The 18,968-nt window shown below is 71.0% G+C and carries 17 protein-coding genes and 1 pseudogene; 8 read left to right on the top strand and 10 right to left on the bottom strand.

From position 1 onward, the window contains the following. The 7 genes from ACFTZB_RS27080 to ACFTZB_RS27050 all read left to right on the top strand — a co-directional run. On the top strand, positions 1-394 hold a 394-nt coding region (locus ACFTZB_RS27080), incomplete at its 5' end, for a PaaI family thioesterase (RefSeq protein WP_378435859.1). Between the two features lie 49 nt (positions 395-443). Further along, entirely contained in the window at positions 444-1,181 is a 738-nt protein-coding gene (locus ACFTZB_RS27075; protein ID WP_378435857.1) for a TVP38/TMEM64 family protein, read from the top strand. Positions 1,182-1,212: 31 nt separating this feature from the next. Continuing rightward, complete coding sequence (locus ACFTZB_RS27070; protein ID WP_378435855.1) at positions 1,213-1,794, top strand: hypothetical protein; 582 nt, start codon at positions 1,213-1,215, stop codon at positions 1,792-1,794. After that, a complete protein-coding gene (locus ACFTZB_RS27065; protein ID WP_378435853.1) occupies positions 1,791-2,318 on the top strand; it encodes a hypothetical protein in 528 nt (175 codons plus the stop codon). Before ACFTZB_RS27070 ends, ACFTZB_RS27065 begins: the two co-directional genes overlap by 4 nt. A 132-nt stretch (positions 2,319-2,450) precedes the next feature. Further along, positions 2,451-4,196: a fatty acyl-AMP ligase gene (locus tag ACFTZB_RS27060; RefSeq protein WP_378435851.1), complete on the top strand. Its 1,746-nt coding sequence runs from the start codon at positions 2,451-2,453 to the stop codon at positions 4,194-4,196. A gap of 28 nt (positions 4,197-4,224) precedes the next feature. Continuing rightward, the gene (locus tag ACFTZB_RS27055; protein WP_378435849.1) at positions 4,225-4,512 is read left to right on the top strand and encodes an acyl carrier protein; all 288 of its coding nucleotides are present in this window, start codon (positions 4,225-4,227) and stop codon (positions 4,510-4,512) included. Further along, positions 4,509-8,825, top strand: a complete 4,317-nt coding sequence (locus ACFTZB_RS27050; RefSeq protein ID WP_378435847.1) for a type I polyketide synthase — start codon at positions 4,509-4,511, stop codon at positions 8,823-8,825. Before ACFTZB_RS27055 ends, ACFTZB_RS27050 begins: the two co-directional genes overlap by 4 nt. Positions 8,826-8,833: 8 nt before the next feature. On the opposite strand, the gene ACFTZB_RS27045 is transcribed toward ACFTZB_RS27050, so the two are convergent. Genes ACFTZB_RS27045 through ACFTZB_RS27035 form a run of 3 tightly spaced genes read right to left on the bottom strand, consistent with a single transcriptional unit; the run spans position 8,834 to position 11,310 of the window. Beyond that, on the bottom strand, positions 8,834-10,030 hold the full coding sequence (locus ACFTZB_RS27045) for an SPFH domain-containing protein (RefSeq protein WP_378435845.1): 1,197 nt from the start codon (positions 10,028-10,030) through the stop codon (positions 8,834-8,836). Continuing rightward, positions 10,031-10,462 (bottom strand): NfeD family protein, encoded by a 432-nt coding sequence (locus ACFTZB_RS27040; protein WP_005241863.1) that lies wholly within the window; start codon positions 10,460-10,462, stop codon positions 10,031-10,033. It abuts the gene before it with no gap. An 8-nt stretch (positions 10,463-10,470) separates the two neighbouring features. Then, entirely contained in the window at positions 10,471-11,310 is an 840-nt protein-coding gene (locus ACFTZB_RS27035; RefSeq protein WP_378435842.1) for a DUF3097 domain-containing protein, read from the bottom strand. 67 nt (positions 11,311-11,377) lie between these two features. Between ACFTZB_RS27035 and ACFTZB_RS27030 the strand changes: the two genes are divergently transcribed. Then, positions 11,378-12,187, top strand: coding sequence for a hypothetical protein (locus ACFTZB_RS27030; protein WP_378435840.1), 810 nt, complete (start codon positions 11,378-11,380; stop codon positions 12,185-12,187). On the opposite strand, the gene ACFTZB_RS27025 is transcribed toward ACFTZB_RS27030, so the two are convergent. The 7 genes and pseudogenes from ACFTZB_RS27025 to ACFTZB_RS26995 form a co-directional block, all read right to left on the bottom strand. Continuing rightward, positions 12,153-13,262: a ferrochelatase gene (locus ACFTZB_RS27025; protein ID WP_378435838.1), complete on the bottom strand. Its 1,110-nt coding sequence runs from the start codon at positions 13,260-13,262 to the stop codon at positions 12,153-12,155. The genes ACFTZB_RS27030 and ACFTZB_RS27025 overlap by 35 nt on opposite strands. Before the next feature lie 41 nt (positions 13,263-13,303). Beyond that, on the bottom strand, positions 13,304-14,101 hold the full coding sequence (gene inhA / locus ACFTZB_RS27020) for an NADH-dependent enoyl-ACP reductase InhA (RefSeq protein WP_378435836.1): 798 nt from the start codon (positions 14,099-14,101) through the stop codon (positions 13,304-13,306). 46 nt (positions 14,102-14,147) lie between these two features. Further along, the gene (gene fabG1 / locus ACFTZB_RS27015; RefSeq protein WP_072942052.1) at positions 14,148-14,897 is read right to left on the bottom strand and encodes a 3-oxoacyl-ACP reductase FabG1; all 750 of its coding nucleotides are present in this window, start codon (positions 14,895-14,897) and stop codon (positions 14,148-14,150) included. A 63-nt stretch (positions 14,898-14,960) separates the two neighbouring features. Continuing rightward, positions 14,961-15,941 carry a VWA domain-containing protein gene (locus ACFTZB_RS27010; RefSeq protein WP_378435833.1) on the bottom strand — a complete coding sequence of 327 codons (981 nt, stop codon included), beginning with the start codon at positions 15,939-15,941 and terminating at the stop codon, positions 14,961-14,963. After that, on the bottom strand, positions 15,938-16,912 hold the full coding sequence (locus ACFTZB_RS27005) for a DUF58 domain-containing protein (protein WP_378435831.1): 975 nt from the start codon (positions 16,910-16,912) through the stop codon (positions 15,938-15,940). The genes ACFTZB_RS27010 and ACFTZB_RS27005 overlap by 4 nt, the downstream gene beginning before the upstream one ends. After that, the gene (locus ACFTZB_RS27000; RefSeq protein ID WP_378435861.1) at positions 16,909-18,084 is read right to left on the bottom strand and encodes an AAA family ATPase; all 1,176 of its coding nucleotides are present in this window, start codon (positions 18,082-18,084) and stop codon (positions 16,909-16,911) included. The genes ACFTZB_RS27005 and ACFTZB_RS27000 overlap by 4 nt, the downstream gene beginning before the upstream one ends. 204 nt (positions 18,085-18,288) lie before the next feature. Then, positions 18,289-18,968 (bottom strand): annotated as a pseudogene (locus tag ACFTZB_RS26995) (NlpC/P60 family protein); the annotation flags it as partial.

Genomic DNA, 18,968 nt, shown 5'->3' with positions numbered 1-18,968 from the left:
GGCGGCGCCGGGCGGCGCCGCCCTCCCCGAGTTCCCGCAACCGGGGGTCGCGCCGCTCGATTGGATCGGCGGGCGGGTCGAGGACGCCGGTACGCGGGTGGTGGTGCCGGCGAACCCGCTGATCGCGAACAAGCTCGGATTCGTGCACGGCGGCGTCCAGGCCTGTGCGACGGACCTGGCCGCGAGCGCGGCCCTGACCGGTCGGGGCGCGGACATGGACACCGCGTCCGTGCGGATCAACTATTTCCGCCCGGTTCCCCTGGACTGCGACACGACGTTCACCGCGGACGTGATCCGGGCCGGCCGCGCGGTGGCGACGACCCGGGTGGCCGGGACGTCGGGCGGGCGGGTCTGCGTCGAGGCGACGGTGACCGGGCGCCGCCGGCTGCCCTGACCGGCGCTCGCGGCGCCCCGGACCGGTCTCCCGGGTAGCCTGGTGCCCTGTGAAGAGACGCCTCGGGGACCGCAGGGTGATCGGCGTCGCAGTGCTGGTAGTCGCGCTGGTCGTCGTGGCGCTGCTGGCCCCGCATCCGTCCGTGCTGCAGGTGCGGGAATGGGCGCACTCCGTCGGTCCGGCGTTTCCCCTCGTCTTCTTCGCCGTGCACGCGGTGGTGACGGTGTTCCCGTTCCCCCGCACGGTGTTCACGCTCAGTGCCGGATTGCTGTTCGGCGCGTGGCTGGGCATCGCGATCGCGGTGCTGGCGTCGACGCTGAGTGCGGTGCTCGCCCTCTACCTGGTGCGTGCCGTCGGCCGGGACGTGGTGTGGCAGCGCATCTCCAACCCGACGATCCGGCGGGTGGACGAGCGGATCGCCCGGCGCGGCTGGCTCGCGGTGGGGTCGTTGCGGCTGATCGCGTTCGTTCCGTTCTCGGTGGTGAACTACTGCGCCGGCGTGTCCTCGATCCGGCTGGTCCCCTACGTGCTGGCCACGGTGATCGGTGTGCTGCCGGGGACCGTCGGCATCGTCGTGCTCGGCGACGCGCTCACCGGGGAGACGAAGCCGGGACTCCTGGTGCTGTCCGCGGTGTGTATCGCCGTCGGAATTGCCGGGCTGGTGGTGGATTCCCGGCGGCCGCTGGACGGGTCCGGTGACGCGGTGCCGGACCCGGTCGTCGACCACCCCGCCGAGACGAGTCAATCCCGCAACCTTGAAACCTCGAAGTCAAGCTTTGAGTCTTGACATCGCAGTTTCCAGTTTCTAACCTTGACCTGTGTTCGTGTTGACGGTCGACCAGCGCGGCAGCCGCCGCGACATCGACCGTGTCGCCCCACTCCTCGCCGAATTCGCGCACCGCGACCTCGTCCGCCCGTTCCAGCGGACCGCCGGCGACGAGGTCCAGGCCGTCGTCGCTGACCCGGCCACCGTCGTCGACCTCGCCCTCGACCTCGTCGCCCGCGAACACTGGAGCATCGGCATCGGCGCCGGACCCGTCGAGGAACCCCTCCCCACCGAGACCCGGGCCGGGCGCGGCCCCGCGTTCGAATCCGCGCGGATCGCCGTCGACCGCGCCAAGAGCGCCCCCGGCCGGGTGGCCGTCGAGGGTCCGGACCCGGACGGCGCCGCCGACGCGGACACCGCGCTCGCCCTCGTCGCGGTCCTCGTCGCGCGCCGCACCGAGGAGGGCCGTGAGGCCGTCGAGCAGATGCGGCGCGGCTCCACCCAGACCGAGGCGGCCCGCGCGCTGGGGATCAGCAAGCAGGCCGTCTCCCAACGACTCTCCACCGCGGGCTGGCACGTCGAGACCGCGGGACGACGACTGGCCGAACGACTCCTACGCAAGGCGGACACGTGAGCACCCTGGCCCTCATCGCCCTCGCCGTCGCCGCGCTCGCACCCCTGGTGCTCGCGGCGCCCCGCGGCCCCCGCTGGATGTCGCAGTGGGCTGCGCCGATCGTGGTCGTGCTCGCCCTGACCGTCGCGGCGGTCGCCGCGTCCGCCACCACACCGGTCACCGGATTCGCCCTCGCCGCGACCCTCGTCCTGTGCGTGGCGGCCGCAACTACTGGCGGGGCGCCGCTCGTGCTGGCCGCGTTCCGCATCGCGCGCCGCCAGCCCGACGCCGGATCCGACCCACGACCCGACGCCGGGCCGCTGCGCGGCGGACGGATCATCGGCCTCCTCGAGCGTGCCGCCGTCGCCGTCTCGATCCTCGCTGCCTGGCCGGAGGGCATCGCCGTCGTCCTGGCGGTCAAGGGACTGGCCCGCTACCCCGAACTGCGGGAGGCGCACGCGTCGGAACAATTCATCATCGGCACGTTCACCAGCGTGCTCTGGGCGGTCGCGGTGTGCGGAACGGGACGCGCCCTCATCACGTAGAGGCCCTCCCGGGACCTCCCCCGGTGTGGGACATTCACCCCGGGGGTGCGCGAAACCAGCCCTGGGGGTGATGGGTTTCCGCCTCGGCGCGGACGAGAGTCGTACTCGTCCAGTCCGAGGGAGAGAGCATCCGTGCCTACCGATTTCGTGTCACACGTCCGCACCCAGGTCGCCGTGTACGGCGACGACCGGTCCTACGTCTACCACCGCGAGGTCGGCCGGGAACTCGTCCCCGAGACGGTGACCTACCGCCAACTGGACCGGGACGCCCGCGCGCTGGCGGTGTGGCTGTCGACGCGGCCCGAGGCCGCGCACCCGGTGATGCTGCTGTACGTCGACGCGATCGACTTCCTCCGCGCGTTTCTCGGATGCCTCTACGCCGGGGTGGTCGCCGTACCCGCACCCGTCCCGCACGACGCGCGCAGCATGCAGCGGGTCGCGACGATGTTCGCGGACGCCGACGTGCGCCTCGTGCTCACCACGTCCGCGGTCGCCGAACCGCTCGACAGCTGGATCCGCGAGTCCGGGCTCGCCGCCCCGGTCTCCGTCGCCGCCACCGACACCGCCGCACTCGGTCACCCCGACCGCTGGCGGCTGCCCGTCCTCGACACCGGCACCCTGGCCCTCCTCCAGTACACGTCCGGTTCCACCAGCGAACCGAAGGGCGTGATGGTGACCCACGGCAACCTGCTGCACAACGCGGCGGCCATCACCGACGCAATCGGTGGCGACGACACGGTGACCGTCGCCGGCTGGCTCCCGCACTTCCACGACATGGGGCTGATCGGCATGCTGCTGTCGCCGCTCTACGCCGGCGGCAACCTCGCGTTCATGTCGCCGACGGCCTTCCTCAAACGGCCGGTGCGCTGGTTGCAGCTGATCGACCGGTACCGCGCCGACATGACCCTCGGCCCGAACTTCGCGTACGACCTCCTCGCCCGCCGGATCCCCGACGACCAACTGGCCGGACTGGACCTGTCCTCGGTGCGGGTGGCCCTGAACGGGGCCGAACCCATCCGGCCCCGCACCCTCGACGCCGTGATCGACCGGCTCCGGCCCACCGGTTTCCGGGCGGGCGCCTTCCTGACCGCATACGGCATGGCCGAGGCGACCCTGCTCGCCACCGCCGGCGAGGTCGGCTGCGCCCCAAAATATCTCGACGTCGACGCGGCCGCGCTGGAGCGCCACGAACTGACCCCGAAGGCCGGCGGCGCCCGGCTGGTCGGCAGTGGCAGGCCGTTCGGGTGCGACATCCGCATCGTCGACCCGCACACCGGCCGCGAGCAGCCGCCCGGCCGCGTCGGGGAGATCTGGATCTCCGGCGGCAGCGTCGCCGCCGGCTACTGGCGACGGCCCGGCGAGACCGCGGAGAAGTTCCACGCCACCCTCGACGGCGACGGACCGTACCTGCGCACCGGCGACCTCGGGGTGTTCGACGACGGGCACCTCTACGTCACCGGCCGCCTGAAGGACCTGCTGATCGTCAACGGCCGCAACCTGTACCCGCAGGACGTCGAGGAGGCCGTGCGGGACGTGCATCCGGCGCTCACCGGGTCCGCCGGGGTGGTGTTCTCGCTCGACACCGGGCAGCACGAGCGGCTGCTGGTGATCCACGAGGTCAGGACCGCACTGATCGACGACCTGACACTGCCCGCACTCGCCCGCCGGATCAGGGTCTGCGTCGCCCGGGCCTTCGACGTCCCCGCGCCGAGCGTGGTGCTGGTCGACCGGCGCGGCGTGCACCGCACCACCAGCGGAAAGGTCCAGCGCAGCTCGATGCGCGCCTCGTTCCTCCGGTCCCGCGTCGACGCCGTCCTGCACGAGGAGATCGACCCGGCGGTGCAGCGCCTCAGGACCACCACCACTGTGCCCGCCTGACCCCCCGCTCACCGACCAGGAGAATCCGATGCCCGCCCCCGAGCAGTTCACCCGCCGCGACCTCGCCCCCGTCATCGACTGGCTCGCCGGCCGGGTCGCCGACCACACCGAACGGCCGGTGCACGACATCGACCCGCACCTTCCGCTCGCCGAACTGGGAATCGAATCGGTGTCCGCGGTGAGCCTGTGCGGCGAGATCGAGGACCGCTGGGACCTCGAACTCGATCCCACCGTGGTGTTCGACTATCCGACGATCGCCGAGCTGGCCGTCTTCGTCGTCGGCGAATCCGCACCGCGGCACCGGAAGGCGTCATGACCGACGTCGCGATCGTCGGCCTCGACTGCCGCTTCCCGCAGGCCCCCGACGCCGCCGCCTTGTGGAGCCTGCTGATGGGGAGCGGCGACGGCATCACCGACGTCCCCACCGGACGCTGGAACGCGGACACCGTGTTCGACGCCGCCGGTGGCGCCGGCTCGGTCAACAACCGCAGCGGCGGATTCGTCGCCGACGCGGACGCTTTCGACCACGACTTCTTCGGCATCGCACCCCGCGAGGCCGCGGCGATGGACCCGCAACAGCGGCTGCTGCTGCAGTCGGCGTGGCGGGCGTTCGAGGACGCCGCACTCGATCCGCGGGCCCAGGCCGGTTCGAACACCGGCGTGTACGTCGGCGTCATGGCCAACGAGTGGAATCTCCAGATGCGCGACCTGTCGCGCATCACCGCCCAACTCGGCAGCGGCAACGGCTATTTCATGACCGCCAACCGGATGTCGTACCAGCTGAACCTGCAGGGCCCGAGCATGGCGATCGACACCGCCTGCTCGTCGTCGCTCGTCGCGGTCCACCTGGCCTGCGCAGCGCTGCGGTCCGGGGACTGCGACCAGGCCCTCGCCGGGGGCGTCAATCTCACCCTGACCCCCACGGTGAACGTCTTCTACACGCAGGCCGGGCTGTCCGCGCCGGACGGCCGGTGCAAACCGTTCAGCGGGGCGGCCGACGGAATCGGCCGCGGCGAGGGGGTCGCGGTACTGGTGTTGCGCCGGCTCGCGGATGCGCGGGCGGAGGGCCTGCCGATCTACGCCGTCATCAAGGGCAGCGCCGTCAACAACGACGGCCGCAGCAACGGGATCACCGCCCCCAACCGCTGGGCCCAGCAGCAGGTCGTCGAGAAGGCGTACCGGCGGGCGGGTGTCACGCCCGCACAGGTCGCGTTCGTCGAAGCGCACGGCACCGGGACGGTGCTCGGCGACATGATCGAGATCAAGGCTCTCGGTCACGTCCACGCGGTGCCCCGCCCGCAGCCGTGCGCGATCGGGTCGATCAAGGGCAATCTCGGTCACACCGAGGGCGCCGCCGGGGTGGCCGGACTGATCAAGGTCGCTCTCGCGCTGCACCACCGGGTGGTGCCGCCCAGCCGCGGCGCGGCGGACGTCAACCCGCGGCTCCGGTTGGCGGACAACGGTCTTGCGCTCCTGTCGGAGCCGATGCCGTTGCCCGGCGGCGACGTGCACGGCGCCGTGAGCAGTTTCGGGCTCGGCGGCACCAACGCCCACCTGCTGCTGGCCGCGGCGCCCGCCGGCGACCCGCACGCGGCGAGTCCGGGCGGCGGCGTGCTCACCCTGTCGTCGAACGACCCGGACGGCCTCGCCCGCACCGCCGCCGCCCTGGCCGACGATCTGCTCGCCCACCCCCACACCGAGCTGGGCCGGGTGTGCTGGAGCACGAACACCGTCAAGGCATCCGGGCGCCACCGGCTGGCGCTCCCCGCCCACGACCGGGAGGACGCCGTCGCGGCGCTGCGCGCGGCGGCCCGCGACGAACACCTGCTCGCGTCGCTGTCCGGGACGGCCCGCCCCGTCAGCGTCGGCTGGTTCTTCACCGGGCAGGGCGCGCAGTACCCGGGAATGTCCCGCACCCTGCACGAGAAGCACGGCGCGTACCGGCGGGCGCTGTCCGACGTCGACGAGCGGATGACGCCGCACCTGGGCCGCTCGGTCCGGGAGGTGCTGTTCGGCGCCGGCGAGGACATTCACCGGACCGAGTTCGCGCAGCCCGCCCTGTTCGCGGTCGAGTACGCGCTGGCCCGGACGCTCGGTGAACTGGGCATCGAACCGGCGTGGCTGATCGGGCACAGCGTCGGCGAATACGCGGCCGCCGCGCACGCCGGCGTGTTCGGCCTGGACGACGCGTGCCGGCTGATCGTCGCGCGGGGACGGCTCATGCAGCAACTGCCCGCCGGCGGCACGATGCTGGCGGTGCGGGCCACCCCGGACGACGTCGCCGGCCTGCTCGCCGGCGAACCCGCGGCCGCACTGGCGGCCGTGAACGGGCCGCGGGACGTGGTGCTGTCGGGGGCGGCAGACGCCGTCGACCGGATCGGTGCCGGGCTCACCGCCGCCGGAGTCTCCGTCCGCCGGCTCACCGTCTCGCACGCCTTCCACTCCCCCTCGATGGCGCCGATCCGGGACGCGTTCGCGGAGGTCGCCGCCGACTGCACGTACGGGCCGCCCGAGATCCCGATCTTCTCGACCACCCGGGGGCGGCTGCTCGACGTCGACGAACCGATGGACGCGACCTACTGGACCGACCACATCGCGGCGACCGTGCGGTTCGCGGACGCCGCCGCGGCCGCCCTGACCTGCGATCCGACCCACCTGATCGAGGTGGGTCCCGCACGAATCCTGTTGTCGCTGACCGCCCGCGCCCATCCCGGCTCGCCGGCGCGGCACCTGGCGCCGTGCCCCGGCCCGGCCGCCACCGGCGACGAACTTCCCGCGACCGTCGCCGCCCTGTACCGGGACGGCCACGACCCGGCGTGGGACGCGCTGTACGAGCCGGGAGCCCGGGTCCGCCGGCGACTGCGCGGTTACCCGTTCGCGACCACCGCCCGCTTCTGGACACCCGAGAACGCACCCGCAGACGTGGCGCAGCCCGCCGCACCCGCAGACGTGGCGCAGCCCGCCGCACCCGCACCACCCACCGTCACCGCCGAACCCGAGGACAGCACCATGGACCAACTGATCGCCCTCTTCCGGGAGCAGGCCGCCGTGCTCGCTGCCGCCGCCGCGGTTCCCGGGACGGCCCTGCCGGTCCCGGCGGCGGCACCGGACACCGGGCCGGATCCCGCGGCGGCGAGCGGCGACACCGCAACCCGGGTGCGCGTGGAGGTCGCACGGGTCAGCGGATTCCCCGCGGCCACGCTGACGGCGGCGCAGACGATCACCGGCGACCTCGGATTCGACTCGATCATGATCACCGACCTGTTCGGCGGATTGCGCCGCGCCTTCCCCGGTCTCGCCGTCGAAGCGGACTGGTTCACACCGTGCCGCACGATCGGCGAGGTGATCGACCACGTGGCGACGCACCGTCGGCCCGGATCGCCGCGCACCGCGACGCCCGTCCCGGACCCGGAACCGTTGGTGGCACCCGAGTTCCGCATCGCCGAGTTCCCGGAGGTGCAGGCGCTCGCCGCCCGGCTGACCGCCGCCGAGGGGCTCGGCGTCACCAACCCGTACTTCCTCGTCAACGACGGTGTCACCCGGGACACGTCGACGATCGGCGGCGCGGAGGTCCTCAACTTCTCCAGCTACAACTACCTCGGCATGTCCGGCCACCCGGCCGTCGTGTCCGCGGTCCAGGACGCCGTCGCCCGCTACGGCAGCTCCTGCTCGGCCAGCCGCGTGCTGTCCGGGGAGAAACCGGTCCACCGCGAACTCGAGGCCGCACTGGGCGGGCTGCTGGGAACCGAGGACGCCATCGCCCTCGTCAGCGGGCACGCCACCAACGTCACGGTCATCGGCCACCTTCTCGGGGAGGGTGACCTGGTCGTCCACGACAGCCTCGCGCACGACAGCATCCTGCAGGGCTGCGCACTCTCCGGCGCCACCCGGCGCCCGTTCCCGCACAACGACCACGCGGCGCTCGACGACCTGCTCACCGCGATCCGCTCCCGGTACCGGCGGGTCCTCGTTCTCATCGAGGGCGTGTACAGCCAGGACGGTGACATTCCCGACCTGCCCGCGATGATCGCGGTGAAGAAGAAGCACCAGGCGATGATGATGATCGACGAGGCGCACAGCATCGGGGTGCTCGGCGCCACCGGCGGCGGCATCGGCGAGTACTTCGGCGTCGACCGCGACGACGTGGAACTGTGGTCGGGCACGACGTCGAAAGCGCTCGCCGGCTGCGGCGGCTACGTCGCGGGCAGCGCCGAACTGATCCGGTTCCTGAAGTACACGACGCCCGGCTTCGTCTACAGCGTCGGGATGACCCCCATGAATGCCGCGGCGTCCCTCGCGGCGATCCGGCAGATGCGTGCCGAACCCGACGCCCTCCACCGGTTGCGTCGCAACTCCCGGCTCTTCCTGCAGCTCGCCGCGGACGCAGGAATCGACACCGGCGACAGTCGGGACACCCCGGTCATCCCCTGCATCGTCGGGGATTCACTCCGCACCCTCGCGCTGTCGGGGGCGCTGCTCCGGCGCGGCATCAACGTCAACCCGATCCTCTACCCGGCGGTGCCGGAGAACCTCGCCCGGTTGCGGTTCTTCGTCACCTCCTGCCACACCGAGGACCAGATCCGGTCCACCGTGGCGGCTCTCGCCGAGGAACTCGCCGCGACCGGGTAGGCGGGCGGTCAGCCGCCGTGCGGGGGAACGGGCGGCGGCAGCTGCCCGGGTGCTCCTCCCGGGTACAGCGGCGCGTGCTCGTCGGCGCCGCCGGGCTTAATGAGCGGACCGTCGACGGGTTGTCGCGCCTCGACCTCCGCGGCGCGGACGGCCTGCGCGATGGCCGGATCGGACTTGGTCTCGAACCAGTCGGCGACCTCCTCCGAATCGTCCTCGGGCTTGGGCAGATCCTCGTCCGTCGTGGAGGGCTCGTACCGGAACACCCCGTCCTGCCCCTGCGCGCCGAGCGTCTTCGCGAACCCCTTGAGGGCGTCGCCGAAGTCGCTGGGCACCAGCCACACCTTGTTCGCGTCGCCCTGCGCCATCTGCGGCAACGTCTGTAGGTACTGGTACGCGAGAAGCTCGGGGGTGGGTTTGCCGGACTTGATTGCGGCGAACACCTTTTCGATCGCCTTCGCCTGACCCTGCGCCTGCAGGTACTTGGCGGCCCGGTCGCCCTGCGCCCTCAGGATCCGGGACTGCCGCTCACCCTCCGCGGTGAGGATCGACGCCTGCTTCGCGCCCTCCGCGGCGAGGATGCGGGACTGCTTGTCGCCCTCCGCCGTCTTGATCGCCGACTCCCGGTGCCCCTCGGCGGTGAGGATGGTGGCCCGCTTCTCGCGGTCCGCCTTCATCTGCTTCTCCATCGACTCCTGGATCGACGGCGGCGGATCGATGCTCTTGAGTTCGACCCGGGCGACGCGCAGACCCCAGCGGCCGGTGGCCTCGTCCAGCACCCCGCGCAGCTGCCCGTTGATGGAGTCACGCGAGGTGAGCGTCTCCTCCAGCGTCATGCCGCCGACGACGTTGCGCAGCGTGGTGGTGGTCAACTGCTCCACACCGACGATGTAGTTGCTGATCTCGTACACCGCGGCCTGCGGGTTGGTGACCTGGAAGTACACCACGGTGTCGATGTTCAGCGTCAGGTTGTCCTGGGTGATCACCGGCTGCGGCGGGAACGACACCACCCGTTCGCGCAGATCCACCTTGGCCCGGATCCGGTCCGCGAACGGGATCAGGAACGTCAGCTGCCCCGACACGGTCCGCGAGTACCGGCCGAGTCGCTCGATCACCGCGGCCTCCGCCTGCGGGACCAGCGCCACCGATTTGGCCACCACCAGCGCAACGAACAACACGAGCACGATCAACACGATGAGTGCTGCCATCTACGGTCCCCTCCATACGACGGCGGTCGCGCCGTCAATTTGCATTACCGTCACGGTCGTTCCCGGTGGATACACTTCGGTGCTGTCGAGTGGGCGGGCCGTCCACACGTCCCCGCCGAGTTTGATCTGCCCCGCGTGCTCGGCGACTTCCTCGAGCACCAGGGCCTGCTTGCCGGTGAGCGCCTCGATCCCCGTCGGGGTCGGCGGCGGTGTCTCGAACTTGCGCAACAACACCGGGCGCACCCCGAGGATCAGCGCGAGGGACAGCACCCCGAAGATCACCGCGTCGACCCAGACCGGGAAGTCGGTGATCGCGGTGACCCCGGCCGTGGCCAGCGCACCGCCCGCCAGCATGAGGAGGAAGAAGTCCCCCGTCAACGCTTCGGCGGCGGCGAGCAGCACCCCCGCTACCAGCCAAATCAATGCAGCCACAACACCATCTAACCAGAGTCTCCGGAACCGACGGTGACGAAGTCGACCAGCTGTTCGACCGCCCCGATCAGCGGCGCCTCCAGGTCGCGGAACGTGTCGACAGCCGAGTACACCCGGCGCCACCCGTCGCGCAGTGTCCCCCAGCCCAACTCGCGGCACACCCCGGTCTTCCAGTCCTCACCGCGCGGAATCTTCGGCCAGGCCGCGATGCCCACCGCGGACGGCCGGACCGCCTCCCACACGTCGATGAACGGGTGCCCGGTGACGAGCACGTTCGGCCCGAGCCCCTGTGTGAGCTGGGTTTCCTTGGACCCGGTCACGAGGTGGTCGACGAGCACGCCGACGCGTCGTCCCGGTCCGGGGCGGAATTCGGCGAGCCGCTCCCCGAGGTTGTCGAGACCCTCCAGGTGCTCGACGACGACCCCTTCGACGCGCAGGTCGTGCCCCCACACCCGTTCCACCAGGGCGGCGTCGTGCACGCCCTCTACCCAGATCCGGCTGGCCAGCGCGGTCCGGGCCCGCAGCCCCTCGACCTTCGTCGACCCCGACGCCGACCGGGTGGCCGGCGGACCGGCGGGCTTCGCCGCCGGGCGCACCAGGGTGACGGGTTTTCCGTCGATCAGGAACGCCGCCTCCCGCATCGCGAACAACCGGGTGCGCCGCGCCCCGTCCTCGAGCCGGACGAAGTCGCCGTCGTAGGTGCGTTCGAACCCCACCACCGCCCCGCAGAACCCGGTGCCCGCGTCCTCGACGACGAGGTCCCGTTCGGCCGGAACCGTCGGTGTCACGGGCTTCCTCGCGCGTGGGTGTCCGGAAAAGATGTCGCCGTATCTGTCGCCTCCGCTCACGGGCGCTGACGCTATGCCAGCGGCGCCGTTACACACACGCCGCCACGCCGACATATGCTCGTTTATCGTGACTTCACCCAGCGCCACTCTCACCGTGTGGGCCAGTTCCTGGCTCGCCGGGAACAGTGCACCCGACGACGTCATCGACGCCCTCCACGCGTGGGCGCCGATGCATCTCGCCTGCGCGGAGGATCAGGACACGGCCCGGCGCACCGGACTGCCGTGGCCCGACCCGCAGGACGCCGGGGTGACGGCCCTGCTGCAGACAATGCGCCGTTCCGTGTCGCAACCCGAGACCGAGATCCGGCTGGTCCTGCCCGGGCCGGGGGACGTGCGCGGACTTCCCGCGGGCACCGGGTTCTCGTCCGCCGCGATCGGCACCGGCGAGGGTGTCCTCGTCGGGCCGCCCGGCCGGTCCGGGACGGGGCTCGTCCCGCACGTCGAGGGTCCCGACGTGCTGCGGTGGACGGTGTCGACGATCGAGCGGCTCCCCCTCGACGCCCACCACACCGGTTTGGGTGAGGCCGAGTTCACGATGCGGGAGGCGGTGCGCGACGCCGCGGCCGCGCTCGAGGCCCTGCACATGCTCGACTCCGGTTTCGGCGCCGATCCGCGCGCCCTGATCGCCGACGCACTGGCCAAGTCCGCGCTGCACCGGTATCCGACGACGATCACGCCGCGGGCGCTGCGGATCCTGGACTCGGCCGATCAGGTGGCCGCGATCCTCACCGTCGCCGAGCAGATGGCCCCCGCCCGCACCGTGTCCGCGTCGGGCGCGGCCACCCTCAAGGACCTACTTCGCCCGCTGCGTTCGGCGGTGCGCTCGGCGCGTACCGCCGCCGTCAATGCGTGTGCGCGGGACGGCCTGACGGACTGACGACGGCCTTGCAGCAGTCGACCGCGCAGGACGCGCCGTCCAGGGTGGACCCGAGCAGCGGCTCGGATCCGAGCCGCGCGGCGGACGCGCCGGTCAGCTGCTCGGTGACGAGTGCGACGACGAGTTCCGCGAACCGCCGATCCGTCCCGGGTGTGGCCGCGCGCACGAAGTCGATGCCGAGTTCGGCGGCCTTGTCCCGCGCCTCGGTGTCCAGGTCCCACACCACCTCGAGGTGATCGGAGACGAAACCCACCGGGCACACGATCACCGCGCGCACACCGTCGCCGGCGAGGGCGTCGAGGTGGTCGCAGATGTCCGGTTCGAGCCACGGCACCTGGGGTGGCCCGGACCGGGACTGCCACACCAGATCGAAGTCGTCGAAGCCGGCGGCGCGGGCGGTGAGCCTCGCGGCCTCGGCCACCTGCCGGCTGTAGAGGCGACCGCCCTCCGCGGGCGGTCCGGCGTTCACGTCCGCGGAGACGGGCACCGAGTGGGCGGTGAACACGAGCCGCGCGTCCGCCCGGTGCTCGGCGGGGAGTTGCGCGGCGGCCGCGCGGACGGCGTCGGCGAACGCCCCGACCAGCAGCGGGTGATCGTAGTACTGGCGCAGCTTCAGCAGGTGCGGCGCCCCGTCGCCGGCCGCGGCCCGCGCCCGGGAGACGTCCTCGTGGTACTGCCGGCACCCCGAGTACCCGCCCCACGCCGACGTCGGGAACACCAGGGCCGAGCGGACACCGTCCGAACCCATCCGGGCGACCGTGTCCTCGACCATCGGATGCCAGTTCCGGTTACCGAAATAGACGGGCAGATCGATTCCGGCGCTTGCCAATTCGGATTCGACACGGGAGATGATGTCGCGGTTGAGGGCGTTGATCGGCGACACACCCCCGAAATGCAGGTAGTGCTCGGCGACCGCGTCCAGACGTTCGGGCGGCACCCCCCGGCCCCGGGTGACGTTCTCCAGGAACGGGCGCACGTCGTCGGGCTTCTCCGGACCCCCGAACGACAACAGAAGAAGGGCGTCGAACCGGGAATCGGAACCGGCCGTCGAATTCACAGCGATCATGATCCCCATCTTCCGTGCTGCCGTTCGGGGCGCACTCCCCGGGTAGTGCCCTAGCCGGCCATCGCGTGGGCGCCGCCGTCGACGTAGATGATCGACGCGGTGGTGCCGGGCAGCCAGTCGGACAGCACGGTGCACACGGTCTTCGCGACCGGCTCCGGGTCGTCGACGTTCCAGCCGATGGGTGCGCGCTCGTCCCACGCCGTGTTCAGCTCGTTCATCTGCTTGGCGTCGTCGGTGGCGGTGCCGGCGATGGCCTTGGCGGCGAGGGTCTTGATCGGGCCCGCCGCGACGAGGTTGGAGCGGATACCGCGTTCGCCGACCTCCTTGGCGACATATCGGTTCACCGACTCGAGGGTGGCCTTGGCGACACCCATCCAGTTGTAGAACGGCACCGCCCGCGCCGGGTCGAAGTCCATGCCGACGATCGACGCGTTGTCGTTCAGCACCGGCAGCAGCGCCTTCGACAGGGACGCGTACGAGTACGCCGACACCTCGAACGCCACCCCGACGTCGGACCACGGTGCGTCGAAGAACGGGCTGCCCAGGCAGGACCGCGGCGCGAACGCGATGGAATGCACGACGCCGTCGACACCCTCCGGCGCGATCTCCCGGATCCGGTCGGCGAGGCTCTCGAGGTGCTCGGGGTTCTGCACGTCGAGTTCGAGCGCCGGCGGCACCGGCTGCGGCAGCCGCTGCGCGATCCGGTCGATCAACCGCAGACGGTCGAATCCGGTGATGATCACCTTGGCGCCCTGTTCCTGGGCGACCTTGGCGACGTGGAACGCGATGGACGCGTCCGTGATGATGCCGGTGACGAGAATGGTCTTACCTTCGAGCAATCCGCCCATGAGGTGTCCTCCTGTGAAGAAAAGTCCGGGAAGTGGGGTGGGAGTTCTAGTGGCCCATGCCGAGGCCGCCGTCGACGGGGATCACCGCGCCGGAGACGTACGCGGAATCGTCGGAGGCCAGGAAGCTCACCACCGCGGCGACCTCCTCGGGCTTCCCCTGCCGCTGCAGCGGGACGGCGCCGGTGATCATGTCCTTGTACTTGTCGTCGAGGACCGCCGTCATGTCGGTGTCGATAAATCCGGGGGCCACCACGTTCGCCGTGATCGACCGGGAGCCGAGTTCGCGGGTCAGCGACCGCGCGATGCCGACCACACCGGCCTTCGACGCCGCGTAATTGACCTGGCCGGGACCGCCGGCGAGCCCGACGACCGACCCGAGGAACACGAACCGGCCGAACCGTGACCGCAGCATCGAGCGGGTGGCGCGCTTCGCGACGCGGAACGCGCCGGTCAGGTTGGCGTCGACGACGGAGGTGAACTGCTCCTCCGTCATCCGCATGATCAGCGTGTCGTCGGTGATGCCGGCGTTCGCGACGAGGACCTCGACCGGCCCCTGGTGCGCCTCCACTTCCTTGAAGGCGCGGTCGATCGACTCGGTGTCGGTGACGTCGCACTGGACGCCGAACAGGCCCTCGGGTGCACCCGAGCCGCGATGTGTGACCGCGACCTTGTGCCCGTCCGCCGCGAGGCGCTGCGCGACAGCGAGGCCGATCCCGCGGTTGCCGCCGGTGACGAGCACCGACCGGGGAGTGGACACCGTCCGCACAGACGCGTCAGTAGTTTCTGGGGTAGACATGCGGATAAACCTATCTGTTCAGATGTGCAGGAGTGGAAGCGCGGGGCGGCGGTGGAACGCAGATCACGGCAGCCGTTGACGCAGGACCAGCGCGAGGATCAGCCCCGCCGTGGCGGAGAGGACACCCAGCACGAGCCAGGGGCGGCTGGCGTCGCCGCGGGTGGTCTCGAACCCGATCTGCTCCTCGAGGGTGTCGTAGACATCCCGCAGTTCCTCCAGGCTCGACGCCGTGAAGAAACTGCCGCCGGAGAGATTCGCGATCTCCCGCAGCGACGGGTCGTCGACCGGAACCGGGATGCGTTCGTCCTCGATCTCGACCTTGCCGTAGCTGGTGCCGAACGAGATCGTCGAGATGGGAACGTCCTTGTCCTTCGCCTGCCGGGCCGCGGTGAACCCGCCGCGCGGATCGTCCGGGTTCTCGGGAACGGTCTGCTTGCCGTCCGAGAGCAGCACGATGCGGGCCGGCGGCGCCTGGTCACTGCCGCCGAGCACCGCGGCCAGGGTGTCGATCGACTGCAGCGACGTGAAGATCGCCTCACCGGTGGCGGTCCGCTCGCTCAACTGCAGATTGTCGATCGCGACCTTCGTGGCCTCCCGGTTGGTGGTCGGCGACACCAGCACCGACGCGGTGCCTGCGAACGCGACGAGACCGAGGTTGATGCCGGGGGTGAGCCCGTCGGCGAACGACTTCGCGGCGTCCTGTGCGGCGGCCAGCCGGGTCGGTTCCACGTCGGTCGCCTTCATCGACAACGACACGTCGATGACGAGGATCACGGTGGCCCGGTTCCGCGGAACCCGCTTGTCCTCCGTCGGGCCGGCCAGCGCCACACTGAAGAACACCAGCGCCAGCACCATCAGCAGCGCCGGAATGTGCCGGGACCGGCCCGGCCGCGACGGCGCGACCTTCTCGAGCAGCGCGTAGTTCGTGAACCGGAGGGTGTGCTTCTGCCGCTGCCGCTGCACCCACACGTATCCCGCGACCAACGCCCCGACCACCAGCAGGAACAGCAACCACCACGGTGAGGTGAACTGCGAAAGACTCACCGGCGGGACCTCTGGTTCGTCGCGGTCCCGTAACTGTGTTTCCGGGCGGACACGAACCGCACCACGTCCGAGATCCAGTCCCGGTCGGTCCGCAGGCTGAGCAGCGGGGCCCCGCACCGCCGCAACGACTGCTCCACCTGCAGGCGGTGCTCGTCCGCGGCGCGCGCGAAGTCGGCGCGCAGTTGCGGTGTGGTCGTGAACTCGCGGGTCCTGCCGGACTCCGGATCGTGCAGCACTACATCCCCCAGGTCGGGTAATTCCAGATCTCGCGGGTCGAGCACCTCGACACCGAGTACGTCGTGGCGCCCCGAGATGGCCCGCAGCGACCTTTCCCAGTCGATCGGACCCAGGAAGTCACTGATGACGACGGCCAGACCGCGGCGGCGCTGCGGCCGGCGCAGCGACTCCACCGCCCCCTGCAGATCGCCCCGCACCCCGTCCGGGGCGTGCGGGGTGGTCGCGATCCGACGCAACATCGCCTGCGCGTGGATCCGGCCACCGCGGGCCGGGATCCGCGTGGTCTGGGCGCCGGTCGAGACGATCGCCCCGATCCGGTTGCCGCCGCCGCTGGTCAGATGCGTGACGGCGGCGGCCGCGGCCACCACCAGGTCCCGCTTCTCGCACCCGGCGGTACCGAAGTCCAGGCTCGACGACAGATCGACGACGAGCCACGTCTCCAGCTCCCGGTCCGCGACCGACTGCCGGACGTGCGGGTGCGTCGTGCGGGCGGTCACCGACCAGTCCATCTGACGGACGTCGTCGCCCGGCTGGTACTCGCGCGCATCACCCGGCTCCGAGCCCGGCCCCGGGATCAGGCCCAGATGGTCGCCGTGCAGCACACCGTCGAGACGGCGGCGGACGGTCAGTTCCAGCGTCCGCAACGCCGCGGACAGTTTGGGATCACGAAGTTCGCCGGAGCGAAACGACGGCGGCGGGCCGGCACTCTGCGCACCGGCGGTACGCGCACTCACCGTGGCTGGCTCATCGCCGTCGGTCCGGGCACCGACGTGGACGGGACGGGAGGTCCGTTGTGACCGGCGGGAGCGGCCGGGACCGCCGTCGGCTGTGCGGCGATCTGCGGCAGACCCACCGTCTGCAGCACACGGGAGATCACGTCGTCCGGGCTCACCTCGTCGGCGAGCGCGTCGTAGGACAGCACGAGACGGTGCCGCAGCACGTCCGGGATCACCTCGAGCACGTCCTGCGGCACCACGTAGTCACGCCCGCGGAGCAACGCCAGCGCCCGCGCCGACGAGATGATGCCCAGCGTCGCACGCGGAGACGCGCCGTACGCGATCCAGCCGTCGACGTCGGGGAGACCGAACTCCGCCGGCGTGCGGGTGGCCGCGATGACCCGCACCACGTAGTCGACGAGCGCATGGTGCACGAACACACCGCTCGCGACCTTCTGCAGGCGGACCAGTTCCTCGGGGTCGAGAACCTGATGCGGTTCCGGCGCGTCGACACCCATCCGGTAGACGATCTCGCGTTCCTCCTCCACCGTCGGATAGTCGACGAGGATCTTGAACAGGAAGCGGTCGCGCTGCGCCTCCGGCAGCGGGTACACACCCTCGTTCTCGATCGGGTTCTGCGTCGCCATCACCAGGAACGGGTCGGGCATGTGGTACCGCTTGCCGCCGATCGAGACGTGGCGCTCGGCCATCACCTCGAGCAGCGCCGACTGCACCTTCGCCGGTGCGCGGTTGATCTCGTCGGCGAGCACGAAGTTCGCGACGACGGGGCCGAGTTCGGTGTCGAACTCCTCCCGCCCCTGCCGGTAGATGCGCGTACCGATCAGGTCGGTGGGCACCAGGTCCGGGGTGAACTGGACGCGGGAGAACGACCCGCCGACCACCTTCGCGAACGTCTCGACGGCCAGGGTCTTCGCCACACCCGGCACACCCTCGAGCAGCACGTGCCCCTTCGCGAGGAGACCGACCAGGATCCGCTCCACCAGCCGGTCCTGCCCGACGATCACCCGCTTGACCTCGTAGATCGCGCGTTCCAGCGTCTGGACGTCGGCGGCGAGACTGGGTGCGACCGGCTTCGTGAGCACGGTCTGCGTGCCCGCATCCTGTGAGGGTGCCGTCGGTGCGGTGGCGTTCTGGGGACCCGATCCGTTGGCCGCACCCCCGTTCTTCACACCTTCGGGAGCGGCCTTCGCGGGCGACTCCTTCCGGGCTGCACCCTCCGATACCGCATCATCACGTGAGGTCACCAAGAATCCACCGCTTTCACCTAGATCGTTCCGCCCGTTCACGTACTTGCTCAACTATTCCAGGTGCAAGCAACCCCCGCCGCAACCAAGCACGATCCGCACTGCGGACTACTTCATCGACATCATGGATCACGACACCATACGGACAGCGTAAGGGGTCATGCCGTCCCATCGCACCGGGGAGATCTTGACGACGTCTCCCGACTGCGGCGCCTCCAGCATCTGGTCGTCCCCGAGGTACAGGGCGACGTGCTGGCTGGCGTTGGGACCCCAGAAGATCATGTCGCCGCGCTGCATCTCCTCCGAGGGAACCTGCTCGCCCGCGGTGTACTGATAACCGGTGTAATGCGGCAGCGAGATGCCGATCCCGGCGAACGCGTAGATCATCAGACCGGAGCAGTCGAAACCGACCTTGTTGAAGTCGCCGTAACTGTCGGCGACACCGCCGTCGCGGATACCCAGTGTGGGGCCTTCCTCGTCGCCGCCGCCCCACGCGTACTCCACACCGATCTGGGACAGGCCGCGGTCGATGACGGTCTCGATCGCCTCACTGCCCGTCAGTTCCTCACCGCTGGTCGACGGTTTCGACTTGGGGGTCGACTTCGGCGTGGTCGCGGCGGAGTCCTCGTCCTCCGAATCGTCCTCGATCGTGGTGTGCGCCCGCTGCCCCGCCGCGAGTTCCGCCGCGCGCTGGCGTGCCGCCTCGTTGGCGGCGACCCGCGCGGCGGCCTGCGTCGCGGCCTCCCGGGCCGCGGCGGCGATGGCAGCCTTCTGCGCGTCCTCGGCGCGCTTCTACTCCTCCCACGTCG

Origin of the sequence: Rhodococcus sp. NPDC057014 (genome assembly GCF_042673295.1) — a bacterium.
Taxonomy (GTDB): domain Bacteria; phylum Actinomycetota; class Actinomycetes; order Mycobacteriales; family Mycobacteriaceae; genus Rhodococcus_F.
The sequence above is the reverse complement of the archived record's forward strand: the minus strand, read 5'-3'. Positions and strand labels throughout refer to the sequence as shown.

What these genes read in the sequence shown, in the direction of transcription:
- ACFTZB_RS27050 (WP_378435847.1), top strand. Translation starts at nt 4,509, where the DNA reads ATGACCGACGTCGCGATCGTCGGCCTCGACTGCCGCTTCCCGCAGGCC.
- fabG1 (WP_072942052.1), bottom strand. Translation starts at nt 14,897, where the DNA reads ATGTCTACCCCAGAAACTACTGACGCGTCTGTGCGGACGGTGTCCACT.
- ACFTZB_RS27025 (WP_378435838.1), bottom strand. Translation starts at nt 13,262, where the DNA reads ATGGGGATCATGATCGCTGTGAATTCGACGGCCGGTTCCGATTCCCGG.
- ACFTZB_RS27045 (WP_378435845.1), bottom strand. Translation starts at nt 10,030, where the DNA reads ATGGCAGCACTCATCGTGTTGATCGTGCTCGTGTTGTTCGTTGCGCTG.
- inhA (WP_378435836.1), bottom strand. Translation starts at nt 14,101, where the DNA reads ATGGGCGGATTGCTCGAAGGTAAGACCATTCTCGTCACCGGCATCATC.
- ACFTZB_RS27055 (WP_378435849.1), top strand. Translation starts at nt 4,225, where the DNA reads ATGCCCGCCCCCGAGCAGTTCACCCGCCGCGACCTCGCCCCCGTCATC.